This window comes from uncultured Roseobacter sp., assembly GCF_947493125.1.
GTDB lineage: Bacteria > Pseudomonadota > Alphaproteobacteria > Rhodobacterales > Rhodobacteraceae > Roseobacter.
Map to the genome: position 1 here is coordinate 160,650 of NZ_CANLQB010000005.1, position 21,281 is coordinate 181,930.

The 21,281-nt window shown below is 65.0% G+C and carries 22 protein-coding genes; 16 read left to right on the forward strand and 6 right to left on the reverse strand.

Features of this window, described 5'->3' with window-relative positions:
• The first annotated feature begins 19 nt into the window (after nucleotides 1–19).
• The 5 genes from Q1A71_RS12225 to Q1A71_RS12245 all read left to right on the forward strand — a co-directional run bounded on the left by Q1A71_RS12225 (nucleotide 20) and on the right by Q1A71_RS12245 (nucleotide 6,903).
• Nucleotides 20–799: a uracil-DNA glycosylase gene (locus Q1A71_RS12225; RefSeq protein ID WP_299676173.1), complete on the forward strand. Its 780-nt coding sequence runs from the start codon at nucleotides 20–22 to the stop codon at nucleotides 797–799.
• Nucleotides 792–1,403 carry a LysE family translocator gene (locus Q1A71_RS12230; RefSeq protein ID WP_299676176.1) on the forward strand — a complete coding sequence of 204 codons (612 nt, stop codon included), beginning with the start codon at nucleotides 792–794 and terminating at the stop codon, nucleotides 1,401–1,403. The genes Q1A71_RS12225 and Q1A71_RS12230 overlap by 8 nt, the downstream gene beginning before the upstream one ends.
• Before the next feature lies 1 nt (nucleotide 1,404).
• Nucleotides 1,405–1,947 carry a molybdenum cofactor biosynthesis protein B gene (gene moaB / locus Q1A71_RS12235; RefSeq protein ID WP_299676179.1) on the forward strand — a complete coding sequence of 181 codons (543 nt, stop codon included), beginning with the start codon at nucleotides 1,405–1,407 and terminating at the stop codon, nucleotides 1,945–1,947.
• A 93-nt stretch (nucleotides 1,948–2,040) separates the two neighbouring features.
• A complete protein-coding gene (locus tag Q1A71_RS12240; RefSeq protein ID WP_299676182.1) occupies nucleotides 2,041–3,495 on the forward strand; it encodes an HlyD family efflux transporter periplasmic adaptor subunit in 1,455 nt (484 codons plus the stop codon).
• Between the two features lie 3 nt (nucleotides 3,496–3,498).
• On the forward strand, nucleotides 3,499–6,903 hold the full coding sequence (locus Q1A71_RS12245) for an efflux RND transporter permease subunit (protein ID WP_299676185.1): 3,405 nt from the start codon (nucleotides 3,499–3,501) through the stop codon (nucleotides 6,901–6,903).
• Here the strand turns inward: Q1A71_RS12245 and Q1A71_RS12250 are convergent.
• Nucleotides 6,900–7,706, reverse strand: a complete 807-nt coding sequence (locus Q1A71_RS12250) for a protein-disulfide reductase DsbD domain-containing protein (protein ID WP_299676188.1) — start codon at nucleotides 7,704–7,706, stop codon at nucleotides 6,900–6,902. The genes Q1A71_RS12245 and Q1A71_RS12250 overlap by 4 nt on opposite strands.
• A 117-nt stretch (nucleotides 7,707–7,823) precedes the next feature.
• Here Q1A71_RS12250 and Q1A71_RS12255 point away from each other — a divergent pair, with 117 nt between their 5' ends.
• Nucleotides 7,824–8,408, forward strand: coding sequence for a YqgE/AlgH family protein (locus Q1A71_RS12255; protein ID WP_299676192.1), 585 nt, complete (start codon nucleotides 7,824–7,826; stop codon nucleotides 8,406–8,408).
• A 267-nt stretch (nucleotides 8,409–8,675) separates the two neighbouring features.
• Here Q1A71_RS12255 and Q1A71_RS12260 read toward each other — a convergent pair whose 3' ends face one another.
• Nucleotides 8,676–9,623 carry an L-threonylcarbamoyladenylate synthase gene (locus tag Q1A71_RS12260; protein WP_299676195.1) on the reverse strand — a complete coding sequence of 316 codons (948 nt, stop codon included), beginning with the start codon at nucleotides 9,621–9,623 and terminating at the stop codon, nucleotides 8,676–8,678.
• A gap of 128 nt (nucleotides 9,624–9,751) precedes the next feature.
• On the opposite strand from Q1A71_RS12260, the gene Q1A71_RS12265 reads away from it, so the two are divergent.
• Genes Q1A71_RS12265 through Q1A71_RS12285 form a run of 5 tightly spaced genes read left to right on the forward strand, consistent with a single transcriptional unit; the run spans nucleotide 9,752 to nucleotide 13,818 of the window.
• Nucleotides 9,752–11,458 (forward strand): acyl-CoA dehydrogenase, encoded by a 1,707-nt coding sequence (locus Q1A71_RS12265; protein ID WP_299676198.1) that lies wholly within the window; start codon nucleotides 9,752–9,754, stop codon nucleotides 11,456–11,458.
• Entirely contained in the window at nucleotides 11,458–12,504 is a 1,047-nt protein-coding gene (locus tag Q1A71_RS12270) for an MBL fold metallo-hydrolase (protein WP_299676201.1), read from the forward strand. The genes Q1A71_RS12265 and Q1A71_RS12270 overlap by 1 nt, the downstream gene beginning before the upstream one ends.
• A gap of 3 nt (nucleotides 12,505–12,507) precedes the next feature.
• On the forward strand, nucleotides 12,508–13,011 hold the full coding sequence (locus Q1A71_RS12275) for a DUF6173 family protein (RefSeq protein ID WP_299676204.1): 504 nt from the start codon (nucleotides 12,508–12,510) through the stop codon (nucleotides 13,009–13,011).
• A 48-nt stretch (nucleotides 13,012–13,059) separates the two neighbouring features.
• Entirely contained in the window at nucleotides 13,060–13,194 is a 135-nt protein-coding gene (locus tag Q1A71_RS12280) for an aa3-type cytochrome c oxidase subunit IV (RefSeq protein ID WP_299676207.1), read from the forward strand.
• 27 nt (nucleotides 13,195–13,221) lie between these two features.
• On the forward strand, nucleotides 13,222–13,818 hold the full coding sequence (locus tag Q1A71_RS12285) for a hypothetical protein (protein ID WP_299676210.1): 597 nt from the start codon (nucleotides 13,222–13,224) through the stop codon (nucleotides 13,816–13,818).
• Between the two features lie 179 nt (nucleotides 13,819–13,997).
• Here Q1A71_RS12285 and Q1A71_RS12290 read toward each other — a convergent pair whose 3' ends face one another.
• Nucleotides 13,998–14,327: an AzlD domain-containing protein gene (locus Q1A71_RS12290; RefSeq protein WP_299676213.1), complete on the reverse strand. Its 330-nt coding sequence runs from the start codon at nucleotides 14,325–14,327 to the stop codon at nucleotides 13,998–14,000.
• Nucleotides 14,320–15,054: an AzlC family ABC transporter permease gene (locus tag Q1A71_RS12295; RefSeq protein WP_299676216.1), complete on the reverse strand. Its 735-nt coding sequence runs from the start codon at nucleotides 15,052–15,054 to the stop codon at nucleotides 14,320–14,322. Before Q1A71_RS12295 ends, Q1A71_RS12290 begins: the two co-directional genes overlap by 8 nt.
• Nucleotides 15,055–15,102: 48 nt before the next feature.
• Between Q1A71_RS12295 and fdhD the strand changes: the two genes are divergently transcribed.
• The 5 genes from fdhD to Q1A71_RS12320 all read left to right on the forward strand — a co-directional run bounded on the left by fdhD (nucleotide 15,103) and on the right by Q1A71_RS12320 (nucleotide 19,727).
• On the forward strand, nucleotides 15,103–15,990 hold the full coding sequence (gene fdhD / locus Q1A71_RS12300; RefSeq protein WP_299676219.1) for a formate dehydrogenase accessory sulfurtransferase FdhD: 888 nt from the start codon (nucleotides 15,103–15,105) through the stop codon (nucleotides 15,988–15,990).
• A complete protein-coding gene (mobA, locus tag Q1A71_RS12305) occupies nucleotides 15,987–16,595 on the forward strand; it encodes a molybdenum cofactor guanylyltransferase MobA (RefSeq protein ID WP_299676222.1) in 609 nt (202 codons plus the stop codon). The genes fdhD and mobA overlap by 4 nt, the downstream gene beginning before the upstream one ends.
• A complete protein-coding gene (gene mobB, locus Q1A71_RS12310; RefSeq protein WP_299676225.1) occupies nucleotides 16,592–17,083 on the forward strand; it encodes a molybdopterin-guanine dinucleotide biosynthesis protein B in 492 nt (163 codons plus the stop codon). The genes mobA and mobB overlap by 4 nt, the downstream gene beginning before the upstream one ends.
• Nucleotides 17,084–17,103: 20 nt before the next feature.
• A complete protein-coding gene (gene glp / locus Q1A71_RS12315; protein ID WP_299677022.1) occupies nucleotides 17,104–19,152 on the forward strand; it encodes a gephyrin-like molybdotransferase Glp in 2,049 nt (682 codons plus the stop codon).
• A gap of 71 nt (nucleotides 19,153–19,223) precedes the next feature.
• Entirely contained in the window at nucleotides 19,224–19,727 is a 504-nt protein-coding gene (locus Q1A71_RS12320; RefSeq protein ID WP_299676228.1) for an aggregation factor core, read from the forward strand.
• Nucleotides 19,728–19,731: 4 nt separating this feature from the next.
• On the opposite strand, the gene Q1A71_RS12325 is transcribed toward Q1A71_RS12320, so the two are convergent.
• Both Q1A71_RS12325 and greA read right to left on the reverse strand, forming a co-directional pair.
• On the reverse strand, nucleotides 19,732–20,766 hold the full coding sequence (locus Q1A71_RS12325; protein ID WP_299676231.1) for a hypothetical protein: 1,035 nt from the start codon (nucleotides 20,764–20,766) through the stop codon (nucleotides 19,732–19,734).
• Nucleotides 20,767–20,779: 13 nt separating this feature from the next.
• A complete protein-coding gene (greA, locus tag Q1A71_RS12330) occupies nucleotides 20,780–21,250 on the reverse strand; it encodes a transcription elongation factor GreA (RefSeq protein WP_299676234.1) in 471 nt (156 codons plus the stop codon).
• Between the last annotated feature and the right edge of the window lie 31 nt (nucleotides 21,251–21,281).

The following is a 21,281-nucleotide window of genomic DNA, read 5'->3' on the forward strand; positions in this document are numbered from 1 at the left end:
AACGTCGTAGGCTGCGGCCATGGAATCATCCGAGTTTCATCACGCGCTGGCGCTTTTGGAGTGGCAGGTCGAACTGGGCGCGACCGAGGCGATCGGTGACGCGCCGGTCAATTGCTACGAGCTGCCGGAGACGGTGGCGAAGCCGAAGGCCAAGGCGCCCGCTGCGGCACCCCTCGCCACGCCTGCAGTGGCGGCGGCTGCGGATCCCGTGGTGGAGGCGGAGCGCCTGGCGGCGGCGGCGCCGGATCTGGAGAGCTTGCGTGCCGCCCTTGCCGGGTTTGAGCATTGCGCGTTGAAGCGGGGCGCGCGAAACCTGGTGTTTTCGGACGGGATCGCAGGCGCGCCGGTGATGATCGTGGGCGAAGCGCCGGGCCGCGACGAGGACCGCGAGGGCAAGCCTTTCGTGGGGCGCGCGGGGCAGCTGCTGGACCGGATGCTCGCGGCCATCGACATGGGGCGTGCGGAGGCGGAAGCGCCCGTCTACATCACGAATGTGCTGCCTTGGCGCCCGCCGCAGAACCGCGACCCGCAGCCCGAAGAGATTGCGATGATGCGCCCCTTCCTGCAGCGGCACATCGTACTGGCGCAGCCCAAGCTCTTGGTGATCATGGGAAATATCTCGGCTCAGACGCTGCTGGGCAAGCGCGGAATCACCCGGCTGCGCGGGACCTGGACGGAGGCCTGCGGGCTGCCTGCGTTGCCGATGTTCCACCCCGCCTATCTGCTGCGCCAACCGGCGGCCAAGCGGGAGGCCTGGGCCGATCTGTTGAGCCTGAAGGCACGGCTGGCCGATGGTTGATCCGATTGTCCTGCTGGCCTTCATCCCGGCGGCGCTGGCGCTGAACCTGACGCCGGGGGCGGACATGATGTTCTGCCTCGGGCAGGGCGTGCGCGCGGGGCCGAAAGCGGCCTGGCTCGCGAGCGCGGGCATTGCGACGGGCGGCATGATCCACGTGCTGATGGCGGGGCTGGGGCTGAGCGCGGTCGTGGCCTCGGTGCCCTGGGCCTTCGATTTGATCCGCTGGATCGGGGTGGGGTACCTCCTGTGGCTGGCATGGCGTGCGCTGCGCCCGACCCCGCAGAGCGAGACCGGGCCTGTGCCCCCGGCGCGGCAGGCGTTCCGCGCGGGGCTGCTGGTCAATCTGACCAACCCCAAGGTGATCCTCTTTGTGCTGGCTTTTGTGCCACAGTTCGTGGTGCCGGCGGCGGGGTCGGTCCTGCTGCAATTCGCGATTTTCGGGGCGGTGATCGGGGTGGGCGGCTTCGTGATCAATGGGCTGGTCGGTGTCTTTGCAGGGTCGCTGGGCCAGCGGCTGGCCAAGGGCAGCCGGGTGCTTGACTGGATCACTGCGGGCATCTTCACCGCACTGGCCGCGCGCCTCGCCCTTTTGGAGAAGGCCTGACATGAGCCGCATCGACGAGAGCATCGAGTTCATTCCCGTCCGGATCGCCGTTCTGACGGTGTCGGACAGCCGCAGCCTCGCCGAGGACCGCTCGGGCGATGTGCTGGTGCAGCGGCTGCTTGACGCCGGGCATGAACTGGCTGACCGGCGCATTCTGCCCGACGAGCGCGACCAGATCGCGACGCAGCTGCGCGCGTGGTGCAAGGATTCCGGGATAGATGTGGTGATCTCGACCGGGGGCACGGGGTTGACGGGGCGCGATGTGACGGTCGAGGCGCACCGCGATGTCTATGAGAAGGAAATCGATGCCTTCGGCACGGTCTTCACCATAGTCTCGATGCAGAAGATCGGCACCAGCGCGGTGCAGAGTCGGGCGACGGGTGGCGTCGCGCAGGGCACATACCTCTTTGCGCTGCCCGGAAGCCCCGGTGCCTGTAAGGACGCCTGGGACGAGATCCTGGCCCGGCAGCTCGACTATCGGCATCGCCCCTGCAACTTTGTGGAGATTTTTCCGCGCCTTGATGAGCATCGGCGACGGAAATAGCCGGTTGCGGCGTAACATTGCTGTAGATTGGTATATTTGCGCGCTATCTTGAGGTATAAGCGTCCGGGGGTAAGGTATTAGGAACACGGCGGAATGCGGTTTTTGCGCCAGAGCATGATCGGGGTCTTCCTCGCGGCGGTCAGCCTGGGGCTGCTCGCCTATGCGGGTTATGCGGTGCAAAGCGCTGTGCAGGCCCGTTTGAACGCCGAAGCCGTCGTCCCGCCCGCGCGCGAGCGTGTTTTTACCGTGACCCTGCAACGGGCCGAAAGTCGCACCATCACGCCGGTGATGGAAACCTTTGGCGAAGTCTCCTCGCGGCGGACCTTGGAGCTGCGCGCGGCTGTGGCCGGGCGGGTGACCGCGCTGCATGAAAATTTCGAGGATGCCGGTCACGTGAACGCGGGCGATGTGCTGGTCCGCATTGATCCGGCGGATATGCAGTCTGCGGTGGATCGGCTTTCTGCCGATCTGGCGGATGCGGAGGCCGAGGTGCGTGATGCAGAACGCGCGCTGGATCTGGCGCATGCGGAACAGGACGCGGCGGAGGATCAGGTCACCCTGCTGCAGAGGGCTTACGACCGGCAGGTGGATCTCGCTGGACGCGGCGTGGGGACGGCTGCAGCGGTCGAGAGCGCGGAGCTCAGTGCGGCCTCGGCGCGCTCGACCGTGCTCGCCCGGCGTCAGGACGTGGCCCGGGCCGAAGCACGCATCGATTTGGCCGCGACCCGGCTGGCGCGCGAGCGGATCGCGCTGGCCGAAGCGGAGCGCAAACTGGCCGACACCGCGATTGCCGCGCCGTTCAGCGGTACGTTGAGCGATACGACCGTGGTCGAGGGGCGCCTGGTAGCCGCCAACGAACGGCTGGCCGACCTGATAGATCCAAGCGATCTGGAGGTGTCGTTCCAGATTTCGACGGCCCAGTATGCCAGGCTGCTCGGGCCCGATGGCGGGTTGATCGACACCCGTGTTCTTGCGTCGCTCGATGTCACGGGCGTTGATCTGCAGGCGACGGGCGTGCTGTCACGGGTCAGCGCGGGGGCGGGTGACGGGCAGACCGGGCGGCGGGTCTTCGCGCGCCTGATCCATGCGCCGGGCTTTCGTCCGGGAGATTTTGTGACGATCCAGATCGAGGAGCCACCGCTGGCCAATGTGGTAAGTCTGCCAGCTGCCGCGTTGGGCCCGGATCGGACCGTCCTGGTGCGGACCGACGATGATCGTCTGGAGGCGCTGCCGGTCACTCTGGTCCGACGTCAACGCGACCAGGTCTTGCTGCGGGGCGAGGGCCTGGAGGGACGGGACGTCGTCACACGGCGAACCCCCCTGCTCGGGCCGGGCGTGGCGATCCGGCCTGTTCAGCAGAATGCCGATCTGTCTGCGCTGCCGGATATGCTGGAGCTTACGGATGAGCGGCGCGCGCGGTTGGTGGCCTTTGTGCAGAGCAACGACCGTATGCCGCCCGACGCCAAAGAGCGCGTTCTGGCCCAACTGGCCGAGCAGGAAGTGCCCGCGGGCATCGTTGCTCGAATCGAAAGCCGCATGGGCGGATAGGGCATGTCTCGGCATATTCCTCCGGCCGCTGGCGGCATCCTGTCGTATTTCACCCGCCACCGGACGCTGGCCAACCTCGTTTTCGCGGCGATGCTTCTGGCGGGTCTCTTTGCGATGCCCAACCTGCGGGCGCAATTCTTCCCGGATGCCAGTTTTGACCGGGTGACGGTCACGACGACCTGGGAACAGGCCAGCTCCGATGATGTGGACAGTGCCATTATTCAGGTGCTGGAACCCTCCCTGATGCGGGTCGAAGGGGTGACGAAAAGCACCGCCGTCGCACAGCCCGGGAGTGGAACGATCTCCCTCGAGTTCGAGCCGAACTGGGACATGACCCGCGCGGCCAATGAGGTCCAGGATGCGGTGGATGCGGTCACCGAGCTGCCCGAGGATGTCGAGGATCCCGAAGTCCGCCGGGCCGTGCGGCGGGACCGGGTGACGGATGTGATCATAACCGGACCGGTGTCACCGGAGCAGTTGGGCCTATACGGCGATGAATTCGTCAAACGGCTGTTTGCCGCCGGGGTGACGCGCACCACCTTCCGCGGTTTTGCCGCGCCGCAGATCACCGTCGAGGTGCCCTCGGTTCAACTGGTGGCCAACGATGTGACCATGGCGCAGATTGCCGAGGCCATTGCGGCGGAGGTTGATACGGATCCTGCCGGAAACGTGACGGGCGGAACTGCGCGGGTTCGCACCGGCACCGAAAAACGCGTGCCGGAGCAGATCGCCCGGATCGTGTTGCGCTCCAATCCGGATGGTTCAAAACTGCGGGTGGGTGACATCGCCCAGGTCCTGCAGGAAGGGCCTGATCGCGAGCGCGCCTATTTCGTCGAGGGTGATCCTGCGATCTCGATCCGTGTGGATCGCGCCGATGGCGGCGACTCCATTGCGGTGCAGCGGACCGTCGAGGATGTGGCGGAAGAGATGCGTGCGACGATGCAGACCGGTGTGTCGATCACGCTGATCAGGACACGCGCCGAGGCCATTACCTCGCGGCTGAACACGTTGGTTGACAATGGGTTGGTTGGTTTGGGGCTGGTGGTTTGCCTGCTGTTTCTTTTCCTGAACGCCCGCACCGCTTTTTGGGTTGCGGCGGGCATTCCGGCCGCGATGATGGCGGCGATCGGTTTGATGTATGCCGCCGGTCTGACACTGAACATGATCTCGCTCTTCGGCCTGATCATTACTCTCGGGATCGTAGTGGACGATGCCATCGTGGTGGCGGAGCATGCCGACCATCGGGTCCGGCATTTAGGTGAACCTCCCTTCATTGCCGCGGAACGGGCGGCAGGGCGCATGGCGTTGCCGGTCTTCGCGGCAACCATGACGACGGTCATTGCCTTTATGGGACTGCTGGTGGTGGGAGGCTGGTTTGGCACCATCGTCAAGGACATTCCCTATACGGTGATCGCTGTCTTGCTGGCGTCGCTGATCGAGTGTTTCCTGGTGTTGCCCAACCATATGGCCCATGCGCTGGTCGCCCAGACCAAGGAGCGCTGGTACGATTGGCCGAGCCGGCAGGTGAACCGGGGCTTTGTCTGGGTGCGGCACACCCTTTTCAAACCGATGATCGCCGGGGTGATTGCCGCGCGCTATGCGGTGCTGTCCGGCCTCGTTCTGATCCTGGCACTGCAGGTCTCCGCCTTTATCAGCGGCGAGGCGCAGTGGCGGTTCTGGAACGCGCCGGAGCGCAGCACGGTAACGGGTAATTTCGCCATGGTCGAAGGGGCCGACCGTGCCGACACCAAGGCGATGATGGATGAGCTACAGCGCGCCACGGATGCGCTGGCCGAGGCGTATGAGGCCCGCTATGGGGTGAACCCGGTGCTCTATTCCATTGCGGAGATCGGTGGCAACGCCGGTCGCGGGCTTTCGGCGAACGGATCAAAGGACGAGGATCTGCTCGGCGCCATTTCGATCACGCTCATTGATCCGGATGACCGGCCTTACTCCAGCTTCGCCTTCGCCGCCGACCTGCGCGAGAACGTCACCGAAAACCCGCTGATCGAGGTTCTGTCATTCCGGGGGCAGCGCAGCGGACAAGGCGGCGATGCGCTGAGTGTCGAGTTCTCCGGGGGGGACACCGATACGCTGAAAGCGGCCAGCCTCGATCTTCAGGCCGCTCTGCTGCGGTATCCCGAGGTCCTGTCGGTTGAGGACGATCTCACCTATGACAAGGAGGAGTTGATCCTCGATCTGACCCCGCGCGGTCAGGCTCTGGGCTTCACCATCGACGGGCTGGGGCGTGTCCTGCGAAACCGCTTGGGCGGGGTCGAGGCGGCGACCTTCCCGGACGGCCCGCGCAGCGCCACGATCGAGGTGCAGCTGCCGAAGGGAGAACTCACCGCCGACTTCCTTGATCGCACGCAGATGCGCACGCCCGACGGCGTGTATGTTCCGCTGTCGGACATCGTGACAGTGCAGAGCCGCATCGGGTTCAGAACCATCAACCGCGTCAACGGCGTTCGGGTCATCTCCGTCACTGGTGACATCTCCGAAGACAACCCGCAGCGGGCTGCCGAGATCCAGCAGGCGCTGCAACAGGAGATCCTGCCGCGTATCGCCGGCACGCATCAGGTGGATTGGCAGGTGTCGGGCCTTGCCGAGGAGGAGGATCGCTTCCTGAGCGAGGCGCTCAACGGGTTGGTGCTCTGTCTGGTCGGCATCTACCTGGTTCTGGCGTGGGTCTTTGGCAGTTGGACGCGGCCGCTCCTTGTGATGTCGGTTGTGCCTTTCGGCCTTGTCGGGGTGATCTACGGCCACATGGTCTGGGATATGCCACTGAATATCTTTACCGTGGTGGGCCTCTTGGGGATGACGGGGATCATCATCAACGACTCCATCGTCCTGATCACCACCATTGACGACTATGCCGAGGACCGCGGCCTGATCCCCTCCATCATCGACGGCGCGGCGGACCGGTTGCGCCCGGTCATGCTCACCACGCTGACGACGGTTCTGGGGATGATGCCCATGCTGCACGAGTCGAGCCGTCAGGCCGAATTTCTCAAGCCCACCGTGATCACGCTGGTCTACGGCCTCGGGTTCGGAATGGTCATCGTGCTGTTGCTGGTCCCCGCGCTGGTGGCGGTTCAGCATGATCTCTCACGGCAGATCAAAGCCATGCGGCGCGGTTTGGTTGCACCCGTCGCCACTGTCCGCATGGGGTTTGTGGCGCTCTGGGCAGCGATTGCGCTCTGGGCAGGTGCCACACTGGGCTGGACCATGGTGGGCTCGGGCCTGTCGCCTGTACTCGCGCAGTCCTGGCCGTCGCTTGTGACCTGGCCGCCCATGACGGCGGCCCTACTGGCCTTCATCTTGGGCGCGGCGATACTGGTTGCTGCGGCCTATGTGGTCGCTGCGGGTCTCCTGCGGATGAGCCGCCACAAGGGAGACGCGGTCTAGCCCGGCGTACAGCCTCGGACATCAACGGCGTGGTTGCTGCCCAAGACGGTGAGACGAATGGCGGACCGATCAATCGCGATTGTGCCGCCGTTTACGTGGATCATTTCCGACGTGGCAATCACGTCACCGCCCTTGCGGTGTGTGTGGGACTCGCTGACCCAGACTTCGGGCAAACCCGGTTCGATCACCATCACCTCCGTGCCGCCCGTATGGGGGACACCCACACGCGCCTCGATCCGCAACCCATCCGATGTCGGTTCGATGCGGCATCGTGATGACGTGACACCCGCTTCTCGTGCGGAATAGGGGCTTTGCGCCAAGGCTGCTGCAATGGCCGGGGTCGGGCGGGTCCGGTCGGTGTCGATCATCTGGTCAAATTCGAGCCGGTGGGGGATACAGATGTCCGCACAGACGCCAATGTCCATGGTCAGGCGCACCCGCACCGGCTCGCCCGGTTGTTTCGGCGTCAGCGATAGGGGAATGACCAAAGTGTCGGAGTACCCAATCGAACGCATGCCATTGTCGTCGAATACCTTGGGTTTGGGCCAGGATATAGCAACAGAGTGCAGATTGCGCGAGCCGGACCAATCGAAACTGGGGGGGATGCCGGCGTCTCCCGGCGCCCGCCAGTAGGTCTTCCAGCCTGGTTGGAGATCCATGTGCACGGCGGACATCCGGGTGCCGTCCCTTTGGACCCAGCCTTGCAGAACCTCTGCAGTGACCGGCACCGCAAAGCGATCCTGAGCCCAGGCGGGTAAGGCAGCCAGACCGCCGAGCATCAGCACAAAAAGTAAGTGTTTCATCGCTCCGATATGCGGCAGACTCGATGAAATGCCAAGTCACGATCCGGTTAGCCATGTTTCGCCGCTGTCCGGTCTATTGCCCTTGCACCCTCTGCGGGTGCAGGTCATTCTGAAATCATGGGCGGACCAGTTCACGACACGGACACACTCGATCTGACGGGCGCGCTTCTGGTTGCGATGCCGTCCATGGGAGACCCGCGGTTTGAGCGTGCGGTGATCCTGATGTGCGCCTATTCCGACAAGGGGGCGATGGGGCTGATCCTGAACAAGCCCAGCAGCGATGTGCGCATGAGTGATGTGCTTGACCAACTCGAGATTGCTCCCTCGGACAAGGCCGCGCGGATGCCTGTCCATTTCGGCGGCCCGGTCGAGACGGGGCGGGGGTTCGTGCTGCATTCGGATGACTATGAGTCCAGCTTGCATACCCTGCGAGTTCAGGGAGGGTTCGGGATGACCGCCACGCTGGACATTCTGGAAGAGATCGCCCGCGACCGGGGGCCGGACAAGGCGCTGATGATGCTCGGTTACGCAGGCTGGGGGCCGGGCCAGCTGGAGGGCGAGATCGCTCGGAATGGCTGGCTGACGGCGGATGCCTCGCCAGAGCTGGTCTTTGACGTAGGGGCGGAAGACAAGTGGTCCGAGGCGCTTGTGAGCCTTGGGATTGATCCGCTCGGTCTGTCGTCGGCGGCCGGGCGGGCGTGATGGGCCATTCGGCATTCATCGCGCCACTGTTCGCGGTAAACAGCTGGGGTCATCGTCCGACCTGGAGGGCGTTTGAAACGCGGCCGTGACGCGTGACATCGCCAAGCAGCCAAACGCAGAGTGGTTTGCGACGTTTAAGTCGCCCTCCGGGGCGGAGGTTGGGCGATGCCTTGCGGTACATCTGAACGGTTTGTCGAGGGGCCGAAGCTTTTGTCACGCTCTGACTGTCGTTTGAGCGGAGTACCCGCGGCGGCGCCCCGAGACGTCTCAGTCTCGGGGCGCCGCCGCCCGGGCGAGCCGATCGTTGATCGCGCGGCCCAGGCCGTGATCGGGGATTGGTGCCACGGCGATGGCTTGGCCCATGGCGTCGAGCCGGTGCAGCATCTCGAAGAGATTGGCCGCCGCCTCATGCAGGTCACCCCGCTCGGAGAGGTTGAGGTCGGCCTGGATCTGGCCAAAGCCGAGCAGGAGTTCGCCGGGCTCTGCGGTGGTCACATTCATGCGGAGAGGCGCGCGAGGCGCATAATGCGAGGCGAGTTGGCCCGGTGCGGTGATCGCCACCGGTGTCGTCGATTGGTCCAACGGGCCGCCGAGCGCAGCTTCTATGGCCTCAAGCGGCAGGCCACCCGCGCGCAGGAGCGTCGGTGCGCCGTCGAGCCCGATGATCGTGCTTTCCAGCCCCACCGTGCAGGGGCCGTCATCGAGCACCGCAACAAGTTTGTCGCCCAGACCCGCCACCACATGCGCCGCGGTTGTGGCGCTGATCCGGCCCGAGGGGTTGGCGGAGGGCGCGGCCACCGGCCCGCCGAAGGCCCGCAGCAGGGTCTGGGCCGAGGGTTGCGCGGGCACGCGCAACGCCACTGTGGGCAGCCCCGCCGTCACCAGCCCGGAGAGGCCGTGATCCGCCCGCAGCGGCAGCACCAGGGTGAGCGGCCCGGGCCAGAAAGCCTGCGCCAGCCGGTCGGCGGTGTCGCTCCAGTGCACCAGATCACGCGCGGCGTCTGTCGAGGGCAGGTGCACAATCAGCGGGTTGAAGCTGGGCCTGCCCTTGGCCGCATAGATCGCCGCCACCGCCTCACCATTACGCGCGTCAGCACCAAGGCCATAGACCGTCTCGGTCGGGAAGGCGACGAGCGCGCCGCTGGCCAGCAGGCTGGCCGCTTGATCAATGCCCGCCGCATCGGGGCGCAGGGCGAGAGGGCGGGTGGGGGTCATCAGGCTCCGTGACGCCGCGTTTCGGTTGCCGGGAGCGGCGATGCGGCTCATGTTTGGGTGCGCAAACCCTTAATGGGTCCCGTGCCTGTTGCCAAGACAGCCCGCCTGCCCGGACCGGAGACAACGACATGCCGTATCACGCCCCTGTGGATGACTTTGCCTTTCTTTTCGAACATGTGGTGGGCTTTGGCGCGGTGCAGGCGACCGAGCGCTTTGCCGAGGCGGGCCCGGATGTGACGCAGGCGATCCTGACCGAAGCGGCCAAGCTCTGTGACGAGGTGCTGGCCCCGTTGCAGCGTCCCGGCGATCTGCACCCCGCGCGGCTGGAGAACGGCGTGGTGCGCACGTCACCCGGCTTTTCCGAAGGCTACCGGGCGATTGCCGAGGGCGGCTGGGTCGGTATGGCGGCGGATCCGGAATATGGCGGCATGGGTTTGCCGATGACGGTGACCACGGCGGTGAACGAGATGATGAGCGCGGCCTGCCTCTCGCTGCAGCTGGCGCCGCTGATGACCCAGGGACAGATCGAGGCGCTGGAGCACCATGCCTCTGACGAGATCAAGGCGCTTTATCTGCCCAAGCTGATTTCCGGCGAATGGACCGGCACGATGAACCTGACCGAGCCGCAGGCAGGCTCGGACGTGGGCGCACTCAGCTCCAAGGCCGAGGACAATGGCGACGGCACCTACAGCATCACCGGGCAGAAGATCTACATCTCCTGGGGGGACAATGATTTCACCGAGAATGTCTGCCACCTGGTGCTGGCGCGACTGCCGGGCGCACCTGCGGGCACGAAGGGCATTTCGCTCTTCCTCGTGCCGCGCAACCTGCCGGATGAGAGCGGAAATGCGGGCGTGGCCAACAGCCTCAAGGTCGTGAGCCTGGAGCACAAGATGGGCCTGCACGGCTCGCCCACCTGCGTGATGCAGTATGATGGGGCGACCGGCTGGCTCGTGGGCCCCGAGGGCGGCGGCATGGCGGCGATGTTCACGATGATGAACAACGCGCGGCTTGGCGTCGGCGGGCAGGGCGTGGGGGCGGCGGAAGGCGCCTATCAGCACGCGCTGGCCTATGCGCTCGACCGCAAGCAGGGGCGCACCGAAGGCGAGACCGGGGCGATCATCGACCATGCGGATGTGCGGCGCATGCTGATGACCATGCGCGCCGACACCTACGCCGCGCGGGGGATTGCGCTAACGTGCGCGGTGGCGATTGACATGTCCACCGCGACCGAGGACGACCGCTGGACCTCGCGCGCAGCACTCCTCACCCCCATCGCCAAAGCCTTCGGCACGGATATCGGCAACGAGGTCGCGGCCATGGGCATTCAGGTGCACGGCGGCATGGGCTTTGTCGAAGAGACAGGGGCCGCGCAATACGCCCGCGATGTGCGCGTGACGACCATTTACGAAGGCACCAACGGCATCCAGGCGATGGATTTGGTGGCGCGCAAGATGATGGACGGCGGCGAGGCGGCCTATCAGCTTATGGATGAGATCGAGGCAGCGGCGGAGGCGGCGCGCGACGTGCTGCCGGAGCTGGCCGAGCCGGTCTGGCAGGCGAGCGAATCTCTGCGCGAGACCACCGAGTGGATGATCAGCCAGAACCACCGCGTGCGTTTCGCAGGTGCGGTGCCGTATCTGCGCGCCTTCGCGCGGGTGCTGGGCGGGCATATCCATCTGGCCTCGGCCCTGCAGGATCCGGAGGGTCCCCGCGCCAAGGTCGCGAAGTTCTACATCCAGCGACTTCTGCCCGATCACAACAGTCTGCTTGCGCAGGCGCAAGCGGGCGACTACGACGTCTATGCATTGACCCCGGAGGAGTTTGCCGCCTGATGAAAGATCAGCCCCCCGAAGGACTGCGCTACCCTTGGGAGGCGCCGCCCGCCGAGGGGGAGGCGATTGAGGTGGCCGACGGTGTGCTGTGGATGCGGCTGCCGCTGCCGATGAAACTCGACCATGTGAATGTCTATGCGCTGGAAGACGGCGACGGCTGGACGATCATCGACACCGGGTTTTCTTCGAGACGCGGCAAGGCTCTGTGGCAAAACCTGCTCGACGGCCCGCTGGCGGGCAAGCCGGTCACCCGCGTCGTGGTCACCCACCATCATCCGGATCATGTGGGCCTTGCCGGGTGGTTTCAGACCGCGCATGGCGCCGAGCTGATCACGACGCGCACCGCGTGGCTGACTGCGCGGATGCTGACGCTGGACGAACAATCGTTGCCCGCGCCCGAGACGCTGGCCTTTTACCGCAGCGCGGGAATGGACCCGGAGATCTATGTGCAGCGGGCGCAGGAGCGCCCGTTCAACTTCGCGGATATCGTGGAGCCTCTGCCGCTGGGCTATACCCGGATCAAGCAGGGCGATTGCATCGAGATGGGCGGGCGCGCATGGGAAGTCCACATCGGCAATGGCCATGCGCCGGAACATGCGACCTTCTGGAGCCGGGACGACGATCTGGTCCTGGCGGGCGATCAGATCCTGCCGTCGATCAGCCCCAACATCGGCGTTTATGCCACCGAGCCCATGGCCGACCCGATCGCGGAGTGGCTGGAAGCCTGTGAACGGCTCGCAACGCTGGCGCGTGCGGATCACGTGGTGCTGGGCGGGCACAAGCTGCCCTTCACCGGGCTGCCTATGCGGATGCGGCAGTTGATCGACAATCACCACGGGGCGCTGAAGCGGCTGCTGGCGTTCATCGAGACCCCGAAGACCGCCGCCGAATGCTTTGCCCCGCTCTTCAAGCGCACCATCGGGGCTGGCGAATACGGGCTTGCCCTGGTCGAATCCGTCGCACACCTCAGCCACCTCTATCAGGATGGGCTTGCCACGCGGCACCGCCGCGAAGATGATGCCTGGGAGTATCAACGGAAAGGGTGAGCCATGGGCGAGAAGATCGAGACCTCGGCGGAGGCGGTGGAAGCCGATGCCTTGCCACGCCGGCACGAGGTGCACTGCGACCCAGAGACCCCAGCGCCCGCGCAGACGCATGTTCCCAAGGATATGGCCCGCACGCCTACGGGTCAGAAATCGCCCGCACAATGGGCCTATGAACGCATCATCCTCTACCTTAAGAACTTCGAGGAGCAGCTTGATAATACGCAGGAAGTCGCCATGGGCTTCACTGCTGGCGGTGCGGGCGTGCTCCGGATCGAGGGCATGGGGTACTTCGACCCCGATATCGTGACCTTCTATGGCTCGGACGGCGTGGGCGGGCGCACCCAGCTGGTGCAGCATGTGAGCCAATTGAACGTGATGCTGCGCGCGCTGCCGAAACCGGAGGAGAAGAGCGAGGCACGGCGCATCGGCTTTCGGCTGGCGCAGGATATCGAGGACAACGCCGAAAGCATTTCGTCGCAACCCGGGGGTGAAGAGGTGACATCTTAGTCCGAATCCAGTAGGGCTTGGCGCAAAGACAACGGAAGGGCTGCGGCAATGGCAGAACACAAGCACGGTGACATGGATATCGAAACGCAGGAGAAGACCTTTGACGGCTTCATGCAGTTCACCACCCGGACCGTTATCGTCATCCTGGCGATCATCATCCTGATGGCCATTTTTATCACCTGATCCCAAGACCTCGCGGAGCGCCCTCGGATGCGGATAGTTGCAACGCTGGCCCTTGTGGCTGTGCTGTCGGGCTGTGCGGTGTCCTCGCCGTTCGAGGCGACGCCGGAGGAGGCGGCGGCGAAGGCCTATGTGCCGGAGGGGCCGCCAAAGCTGACCCTCTTCACCATGGTCAACAACACCACCGGCGCGGGGGGGCACACGGCGCTGATGGTGTCCGGCTCGCAGCAGGTGATCTTTGACCCCGCAGGCTCGTTCCAGCACCAGCTAGTGGCCGAGCGCGGCGATGTGCTCTATGGCATATCGCCCGCGTGGGTGCAGGCCTACAAGAGCGCCCACGCGCGAAACTCGCATCACGTGGTCACGCAAGAGATCGTCGTGACGCCGGAGCAGGCGGAGATTGCGCTGCAGCTTGTGCAGCAGAATGGAGCGGTGGCGGGCGCCTTCTGCACGCGCTCTACAACCGCAATTCTCAGGCAGGTACCGGGGTTCGAGAGCATCGAACCCACGTTCTATCCCGTTCAGCTGATGGAGCAAATCGCTGCGCGTCCCGACGTGGTGATGGATCGCTACTACGAGGACGACGAAGGCAATGTGCGCGACGGGATCGTGCCGGCCGAGGGGTAGCGCTCCGGGCTGAAAGGCCGACCTAAGCCTTAGAGTTCATCCAACTGATGGCCACCATCGCGCAAGGCGTTGTACCGCAGGTTCTGGCACGGGGGGGCGCCCCAAACTCAAGCAAGCCAGAAAGACAGGACGAGGCGCGTCAGCTCACGCTTGCGATTCCGTGGTCTGAAGCGCCGGTTCTAGAGGGCAACCAGCCATAACAGACCGAAGAGCGTTCCCGCCCCGGACATGATCGCCGCGAGCACATTCTTCGTGATCAGCCCCACCACCAGCGTGACGGCCGCTGCCGACATGCGCGGCAGATCGGCTTCGCCTCCGGTGGCGGCGGGCCAGACCACCTGCGGGGCCACCAGCGCGGGCAGGATCGCCACCGCCGTATACCGCAGATGGCGCAGCAACCAGGGGGGCATGGGCCGGTCGCCGACGATCCCGAGGAAGGTGAAGCGCAGCGCGTAGCTGCCGATGCCTAACCCGACGATCACGATCCAGAGGGTTGTCTGATCAATCATGGGCCAGCCTCCTGCGCGCCAGCCAGACCTCGGCCTGGGCGCCCGCCATCATGCCCAGTGTGCCTGCGATGATGAGCCCGAGGGAATAGGGCACTGTGGCGGTCAGCAGGCTCACCGTGATGCCCACGAGCGCCGCAATCACATGCGCCGCTGTGCGCAGCATCGGAGCGACCAGCGCAAGGAAGGTGATGGGCAGCGCAAAGTCGAGTGCCCACGCCTCCGGGATCTGAGTGCCCACCAGCGCGCCGATCACGGTGCTGATGTACCAGAGCGGGACGATGGGGGTGAGAACGCCGGAGAAATAGGCCATGCGCTGCGGCACACTCATCTGCGGCTCTTTCTCGAACTGCGCGACCGAGCAGGCATAGGACTGGTCGACCGTGAAATAAGCTGCGATCGCACGCTGCCAGAGCGGCGCGGCTCCGATCCATGGCGTAAGCGAAGCGGAATACATCGCGACCCGTAGATTGACCGCCAGAGCCGAGGCCAGCACGACAGCGGTGGGCGCGTGTTCCTGCATCAGCTGCAGAGCCGTGAACTGCGCTGCCCCCGCAAAGACCACTGCCGAAAAGGCCAGCGTTTCCAACACGTTCAAACCGGATTCGGTCGCCAGTACCCCAAACAGCATCGCGAATGGCACGACCACCAGAATGAAGGGCGCGCCATCTGCAGCACCCTTCCAATAGGCTCCCGCCGTCGTGCGTGTTTTCGATGTGGTGGAGGGCATCATATGCTTCTACAGTGTCGCCCAAGGCGTAGCCCAGCCCGAGGGAGGATGCAATTGGCCAGACTGGCGGACACCGGCGACTATCTGATCGCACCGGACCCGCGTGCAGCGCGCCTCACGCGGTCGGTGACCGGCTCAGATCAGACCGGCGCTGTGGTCGAGACCAATGTGGTCGAGGAGCGTCCACTCACGATCTTTCTGAATGGTCAGGAGATTGTGACGGCAATGACCATCGGGGACTATCCCGATTATCTCGCGCTGGGGTTTCTGCGCAATCAGGGCATGTTGCGCGCGGATGATGAGATTACCGGTGTAGACTTCGATGAGGAGCTGGAGACGGTGGTCGTGCGCACCGCGCGGCAGACCGATTTCGAGGAGAAGCTGCGCAAGAAGACCCGCACGAGTGGCTGCGCCGTCGGGACTGTGTTCGGGGACATGATGGCGGGTCTTGAGGGTGTCGAGTTGCCCCAGACGGAACTGCGGACGTCCTGGCTCTATGCTCTGAGCGGCAAGATCAACCGCACACCATCGCTCTATCTCGAAGCCGGCGCGATTCACGGCACGGTGCTCTGCCACGAGGATCGTCCGCTGGTCTATATGGAAGACGTCGGCCGTCACAATGCGGTGGATAAGATCGCGGGCTGGATGCTGACCGAAGGCGTGGAGGCAGCGGACAAGATCCTCTACACTACCGGGCGGCTGACATCCGAGATGGTGATCAAGACGGCGATGATGGGCATCCCGGTGCTGGCCTCGCGTTCGGGCTTTACGGCCTGGGGCGTCGAGATTGCCCAGCAAGTGGGGCTGACGCTGATCGGGCGCATGAAGGGGCAGCGCTTTGTCTGCCTGTCGGGGGAGGCGCGGCTCATGCGCGATGCGGACCCGGCGCAGGTGCCGGACGAGCCGCGCCGGGCGGGGCGGAAGGCAGCGGAATGAAACAACCGCTTGGGGTGATCCTCGCGGGCGGGCAGGCCACGCGCATGGGCGGGGGTGACAAGGGTCTGTTGCCGCTGGGCGGACAGACTTTGCTGGATCGTGTCATTGATCGCTTGGCGCCGCAGGTCGCCGGGCTTGCGCTGAATGCCAATGGCGATCCTTCGCGGTTTGATCGCTTTCGTCTTCCAGTGCTGGCCGACAGCGTGGCAGGCTTTGCCGGGCCGCTGGCGGGCGTGCTCGCCGGGTTCGACTGGGCCGCTGAACAAGGGGCCGAGGCGATCGTGACCGCCGCCGCCGACACGCCGTTTTTTCCCGGTGATCTGGTGCCGCAGCTGCTGCTCGCCGGCGAGGGCATGGACCATCCGCTGGTGCTGGCGGCCACGCCAGATCCGGAGCGCGGCACCCTGCGGCATCCGACCTTCGGCCTCTGGCCCGTGGCCTTGCGCGATGATCTGCGCATGGCCCTTGAGGGCGGGCTACGCAAGGTCGTGCTCTGGACCGACCAGCATGACGGGCGCATCGCGCGCTTCCCGGTGGCTACCTTTGATCCGTTTTTCAACGTCAACACACCAGGTGATCTGGCCCGCGCCGAGGCTTTGCTATGAAGCTTTATGGCGTTGTCGGCTGGAAGAATGCAGGCAAGACCGGGCTGATGGAGCGGCTGGTGACCGAGATCACCGGGCGGGGGCTGTCGGTCTCGACCGTGAAGCATGCGCACCACGTCTTCGACGTCGACCAGCCGGGCAAGGACAGCTATCGGCACCGGGAAGCGGGGGCGACTGAGGTGCTTCTCGCCTCCCGTAAGCGCTTTGCGCTGATGCACGAGCTGCGCGCGGCGGAGGAGCCCACGCTGGACATGTTGCTCGCCAAACTGAGCCCGGTCGATCTGGTGCTGGTCGAAGGCTACAAGCGCGACGTGCACCCCAAGATCGAGGCGTTTCGGGCCGTGACGAAAAACCCTCTGATCGCTTCGGAAGACCCGACGGTAAAGGCCGTCGCGAGCGACAGCCCCATCGAGATTGACCGGCCTGTGTTCGAGCTCGATGACACTGTGGCGATTGCGGATTTCATCCTAGCCGAGGTCGGGATGTGAGGACGTTCGAGACGGTTGTGATGGTGGATTGGTCCGGTGGGAATGACACCGGGCCCGCGCCGCGCGCCGATGCGATCTGGGCCTGTGTGGCCCGAGATGGCCGCGCCGACGAACCCGTCTATCTGCGCAATCGCCGCGTGGCGGAAGACTGGCTCGCGGCTCTTTTCGAGGCAGAACGGGAGGCGGGCCGCCGGGTGCTGGCGGGGTTTGATTTTCCCTTCGGATATCCTTCTGGCTTCGCCGAAGCAATCACCGGTCAGCCGAACCCCTTCGCGCTCTGGAACTGGCTTCAGGAGCGCATCGAAGACAGCCCCAAGACCAATAACCGGTTTGACCTCGCTGGTGAGATCAACCGGCGCTTTGGCGGGCAGGGCCCCTTTTGGTTCAACGGGTTGAAGCGCGACATTGACGGGTTGCCGCGCCGCAAGACCGACTACAAGAACCCATTCCCGGAGCGGCGGGAGGCCGAGACGCGGGCCAAGGGTGCCTTCTCCTGCTGGCAGCTGGGAGGCACCGGCGCTGTTGGCTCGCAGGTGCTGATGGGGCTGCCGGTGCTGGCGCGGCTACGTGCGCGGTACGACGCGGCGGTCTGGCCGTTTGAGCCTCTGGATAAGTTGGTTGCATTTGTTGAGATCTGGCCGTCCTTGACACTTGGAGCGGCACCAGAAGGACGGATCAAAGACGCATGGCAAGTGGCGGAAATTGCGCGCGCAGTATCCTCCCTTGATCCAAAAAAGCTGGATGGCATCCTGGCTGTGGATCAGCCCGAAGAAGGTTGGATTTTCGGACTCGGATTCGAGGACGATTTGCGCGCGGCGGCAGCGCAACCGCCTCGCCTGTCGAACAGCTGTTTCGCGCTGCCACCGGGCGTGCATTGGACTCCGGTGCGTGAGGCGCTCGATCTGTTGAACGCGCGGATTTCTCCAGTCACCCGGACCACCCGGTGTCCGGTCGCCGACGCGACAGGCCACGTGGTGGCGGAGGATGTTGTGGCACCTCGTTCCAATCCACCGCTGCCGAATACGGCTGTGGATGGCTACGGTTTCGCGGGGGGAAGAGGTGAGGGCGTGCACTGCCTGCCGCTGGCCGAGGGGCGTGCGGCAGCAGGCGACCGGCCTGGCGCTTTGCACAGGGGGACAGCGGTGCGTGTTCTGACCGGTGCAGCCTTGCCCGAAGGCGTTGACACGGTTGTGCTGCAAGAGGATGTCACGCTCCAGGACGGCCAGATCGCTTTTCGTGGGCCCATCAAACCGGGCGCCAACACCCGCGCGGCGGGAGAAGATGTGGCAGCCGGTGACATCGCTCTCCAACAGGGGACACGGGTTGGGGCGGCGGAGGCAGCCCTGTTGGCTGCGGTGGGTGTCCGCGAGGTTGAGGTGCGGGAGCGCTTGCGGGTCGCCGTCATATCCACCGGAGCCGAATTGATCGAGCCCGGTGAGGCCGCGGCGCCGGGGCAGATTTTCGATGCCAACCGCCCGATGTTGCTGGAGGTCATCCGACGGTTGGGCCATGTGCCGGTCGATCTGGGCATCGTGCCCGACGACCGGATGGCGCTGTCGGATCGGCTCGATCAGGCGGCGACCGAGGCTGATTTGATCCTGACCAGCGGCGGGGCCTCGTCGGGCGACGAAGATCATGTCTCGGCTCTGCTCAAACAAGCGGGAGCCATGGCGCTCTGGCGGATTGCGATCAAGCCGGGGCGCCCGTTGGCCCTGGGTGTTTGGTCCGGTGTCCCGGTCTTCGGCCTGCCGGGCAATCCCGTTGCCGCGATGACCTGTACCCTGGTATTCGCGCGCCCCGCGATGGCGCGGCTGGCAGGGGAGCCGTGGCGAGAGCCGCAAGGGTTCGAGGTGCCTGCAGGGTTCGCCAAAAACAAGAAGCCCGGCCGCTCGGAATTTCTGCGTGCGCGCCTCCGGGACGGGCGGGCGGAGGTCTTTGCCTCGGAAGGCTCGGGTCGGATTTCCGGCCTGAGCTGGGCGGAGGGCTTCGTCGAACTGCCCCATGAGGCGATGGAAATCCGGCCGGGCACGCTGGTGCGCTATATCCCCTTCGGCAGCTTCGGGCTGTGATCGGCTGGGCTTTTCGGGCACCTGCTGCGCCCTATGTGACTGCAAAAGACAGACGACCGAGGAGATATGCGATGATGCCGGTCAAAATACTTTGTGCGGGAGTGATTGCGCTGCTTGCCGGACAAGCACATGCGGACTGCATGCAGGCCTTGACCGTGAAGTTTGTCGAGGGTGCGCCGCGCGACCGGTTCGAGATTATCCATACTGCAACGGGGGTCTTTGTGACCGATATCCGCATTGATCTGGCCAGCTCGTCCGGTGGGCTGATTTTTGACACGGAGCCGGGCGGGGCGGGCGTCGAGGTGTTCCAGCCCTTCACAGCAGGTGAGGGTATTGACGCAGCTGAAATCGCTGATGGTGCAGACCAGATCAACATGCGCCTCGATGCGCTTTCCGCCGGGCAGCGGACGGGCTTCACCATAGATGTGGATGACCGGAATGCGCAGTCGGATCTGGGCCAGATCCGCGTGACCGGCTCCGAGATTACAGGCGCGCGGGTGATCTTCACGCTGGCGGATGGCGACCAGCTCGAGGCCGAATTCGACGCAGAGAGCCGCGCCAAAGTCTGCATCTGAGGCGCTAGTCGAAGGTACCTGCCACACGGCCCAGCAGCATGAAGGCGCGGGCGGTGCGGGTTTCCGCCAGTGCGGAGATGTCGCCGTCGGAGGCCGCGGGTTCGAACTCGGCGAAGGTCTGGTCGAACCGGCGCAGGAAGTGGTGCGCTGCGTCGCGGAAGATCGGGTCCTGCTTCATCCGTCCGGAGGTGAGCGCCAGCGAGGAGCGGTCACGCACACCGCCAAGAGACGCGATGGGGCGTCCCCGCGCGCCCTGTCCAAACTGGCGCCAAACCTCGGGGCGTGCGCGGTCGGGGCGCAGATCGTCCATGTAGATGCCGTCCTGGCTCAGCAGGGTAAGCACATCCTGCGCGGCCTGAATGAGCTGTGCGGTGGAGCGATCCTTCAGGGCACGTCGCAGCGCGGCAAAACCCTGCTGGTCTTCGGCGTTTTCCGGGAAGTTCAGCGCGCGGATGAAATCGTCTACCGCAAGCGGCGGTGCCATGTCTGCCGCTTGGGTGCCGAGGGCGAGCGTCGGCTGATCCTCGGTTGCAGGGTCCGGTGCGATAGCCTGCGCTGGGGCTGCACTCTCCTGTTCCCGGCGCGAGGCGAAGGTGGCCAAGGCGCTTTCGGTCTTGCGCGCGGCGGCTGCGATCTCATCAAGCTTGCGGGCGACCGATGCCGGCTCCGGCCCGAGGACGCCGCTTTGGTTCTGTGCAATGTAAGCGTGGCGTATGGTGTCGATGGCGGCCCGCAGGCGCTCGCTCTCTTCGCGCATGACGCGGCTCGATCGGGCAACAACGGCTGCCACCCAGATCATGCCAACGGGCATGAAAATCGCCAGGATGATCATGACGGCCCGCAGTCCGCCAATGCCGTCCGTGCCAGCGGGCATAACCAAAAAGAAGATCGCAGACGCAAGCAGCCACAGACCCGACACCGCGAGCGCGATGATTTCCACGCTGGTGATGCCTTCCGCACCGACCCGATCATAAATGCCCAGCGGCGTTGGGCGTGGGCTCGGCTCCGCGGGGTCTGTTGTCTCTGTCGTATCCGTCATCGCACCGTTCCCGTCAGGCGTAGACGATTTTGAGCACCTCGTAGGATTTCTCACCGCCCGGCGTGCGCACTTCTACGCTGTCGCCTTCGTCCTTGCCAATCAACGCGCGCGCAATCGGCGATTTTATGTTCAGCAGGCCTGCTTCGATATTGGCCTCGTGTTCGCCCACGATCTGCCAGGTCTTTTCCTCGTCGGTGTCCTCGTCGACCAGCGTGACGGTGGCGCCGAACTTGATCGTGCCGGACATTTTCGACGGGTCAATCACCTCAGCCAGTCCCAAAACACCTTCCAGCTCTTTGATACGGCCCTCGATGAAGGACTGTTTCTCGCGGGCCGAGTGATACTCGGCGTTCTCCGACAGATCACCGTGCTCGCGCGCTTCGGCAATGGCCTTGATGATCGCGGGGCGCTCGACGGATTTCAGCTGTTTCAGCTCCGCTTCCAGATCGGCGTGGCCCTTGCGGGTCATGGGTATCTTGTCCATCTGTCTCGTCCACGAAATGACGCGGCCCGCC

Excerpts from the sequence above, each read along its gene's own strand:
- Q1A71_RS12225 (WP_299676173.1), top strand. The coding sequence starts at position 20 with ATGGAATCATCCGAGTTTCATCACGCGCTGGCGCTTTTGGAGTGGCAG.
- Q1A71_RS12230 (WP_299676176.1), top strand. The coding sequence starts at position 792 with ATGGTTGATCCGATTGTCCTGCTGGCCTTCATCCCGGCGGCGCTGGCG.
- moaB (WP_299676179.1), top strand. The coding sequence starts at position 1,405 with ATGAGCCGCATCGACGAGAGCATCGAGTTCATTCCCGTCCGGATCGCC.
- Q1A71_RS12240 (WP_299676182.1), top strand. The coding sequence starts at position 2,041 with ATGCGGTTTTTGCGCCAGAGCATGATCGGGGTCTTCCTCGCGGCGGTC.
- Q1A71_RS12245 (WP_299676185.1), top strand. The coding sequence starts at position 3,499 with ATGTCTCGGCATATTCCTCCGGCCGCTGGCGGCATCCTGTCGTATTTC.
- Q1A71_RS12250 (WP_299676188.1), bottom strand. The coding sequence starts at position 7,706 with ATGAAACACTTACTTTTTGTGCTGATGCTCGGCGGTCTGGCTGCCTTA.
- Q1A71_RS12255 (WP_299676192.1), top strand. The coding sequence starts at position 7,824 with ATGGGCGGACCAGTTCACGACACGGACACACTCGATCTGACGGGCGCG.
- Q1A71_RS12260 (WP_299676195.1), bottom strand. The coding sequence starts at position 9,623 with ATGACCCCCACCCGCCCTCTCGCCCTGCGCCCCGATGCGGCGGGCATT.
- Q1A71_RS12265 (WP_299676198.1), top strand. The coding sequence starts at position 9,752 with ATGCCGTATCACGCCCCTGTGGATGACTTTGCCTTTCTTTTCGAACAT.
- Q1A71_RS12270 (WP_299676201.1), top strand. The coding sequence starts at position 11,458 with ATGAAAGATCAGCCCCCCGAAGGACTGCGCTACCCTTGGGAGGCGCCG.
- Q1A71_RS12275 (WP_299676204.1), top strand. The coding sequence starts at position 12,508 with ATGGGCGAGAAGATCGAGACCTCGGCGGAGGCGGTGGAAGCCGATGCC.
- Q1A71_RS12280 (WP_299676207.1), top strand. The coding sequence starts at position 13,060 with ATGGCAGAACACAAGCACGGTGACATGGATATCGAAACGCAGGAGAAG.
- Q1A71_RS12285 (WP_299676210.1), top strand. The coding sequence starts at position 13,222 with ATGCGGATAGTTGCAACGCTGGCCCTTGTGGCTGTGCTGTCGGGCTGT.
- Q1A71_RS12290 (WP_299676213.1), bottom strand. The coding sequence starts at position 14,327 with ATGATTGATCAGACAACCCTCTGGATCGTGATCGTCGGGTTAGGCATC.
- Q1A71_RS12295 (WP_299676216.1), bottom strand. The coding sequence starts at position 15,054 with ATGCCCTCCACCACATCGAAAACACGCACGACGGCGGGAGCCTATTGG.
- fdhD (WP_299676219.1), top strand. The coding sequence starts at position 15,103 with ATGCAATTGGCCAGACTGGCGGACACCGGCGACTATCTGATCGCACCG.
- mobA (WP_299676222.1), top strand. The coding sequence starts at position 15,987 with ATGAAACAACCGCTTGGGGTGATCCTCGCGGGCGGGCAGGCCACGCGC.
- mobB (WP_299676225.1), top strand. The coding sequence starts at position 16,592 with ATGAAGCTTTATGGCGTTGTCGGCTGGAAGAATGCAGGCAAGACCGGG.
- glp (WP_299677022.1), top strand. The coding sequence starts at position 17,104 with ATGGTGGATTGGTCCGGTGGGAATGACACCGGGCCCGCGCCGCGCGCC.
- Q1A71_RS12320 (WP_299676228.1), top strand. The coding sequence starts at position 19,224 with ATGATGCCGGTCAAAATACTTTGTGCGGGAGTGATTGCGCTGCTTGCC.
- Q1A71_RS12325 (WP_299676231.1), bottom strand. The coding sequence starts at position 20,766 with ATGACGGATACGACAGAGACAACAGACCCCGCGGAGCCGAGCCCACGC.
- greA (WP_299676234.1), bottom strand. The coding sequence starts at position 21,250 with ATGGACAAGATACCCATGACCCGCAAGGGCCACGCCGATCTGGAAGCG.